Origin of the sequence: Flavobacterium aestuarii, assembly GCF_040049115.1 — a bacterium.
GTDB classification, from domain to species: domain Bacteria; phylum Bacteroidota; class Bacteroidia; order Flavobacteriales; family Flavobacteriaceae; genus Flavobacterium; species Flavobacterium aestuarii.
Window position 1 is genome coordinate 1 of sequence record NZ_JBDLZZ010000058.1, and the last position, 639, is coordinate 639.

The window sequence follows — 639 nt, forward strand, 5'->3', positions numbered from 1 at the left end:
GTTCCAATACAATCAAAGCACCGATACCTACACTTGCCCACAAGGCGAAACACTAAAAACTACGGGTAGTTGGCATAAGAAAACTACGGATAGAGACAGCTATAATTTTAAAAAATACCGAACCCCTAAATGCAAAGAATGTCCCGTAAAACATTTATGTACTAGTAGAGCAGGTGGCAGAGAAATCGACAGAAGCCAGTATGCCGATGCTGTAGAAGAAAATAACAAACGCTACCAAGAGAATCCGCAATTGTACCGAAAACGACAAGAGATAAACGAACATATTTTTGGCACCATCAAGCGGCAATGGGGCTATAATCACACCAATTTAACGGGACTGGAAAAAGTAAACGGCGAACACAGTTTGATTATGCTTGTTTACAATATCAAACGTTCGATAAATATCCTAGGCGTGCCCGACTTGATTGCCAAAATCAAGAGTTGGAATGCCAAATACCCAACAAAAGGTTTTGTTGTTATAAAAATGACCTATTTAAAGCTTTTTTACCCCTTTATCGAAAATAAGACACAAATTGCTGCCTAAAAAACAGCTTGCTTTAAAAGGGTTGTATTGCGGTTTGAGGACAGGTTTTTTGCCTTGCAACTATCGAAAAAAGAGGTTTTTTCACAGCCTGACGT

At 39.0% G+C, this 639-nt stretch carries 1 protein-coding gene; it reads left to right on the forward strand.

The genetic code is table 11. The features are described from left to right. The coding region (locus tag ABEG11_RS19050) for a transposase (RefSeq protein ID WP_348825765.1) at positions 1 to 544 on the forward strand (544 nt) is incomplete at its 5' end. Positions 545 to 639: the final 95 nt, after the last annotated feature.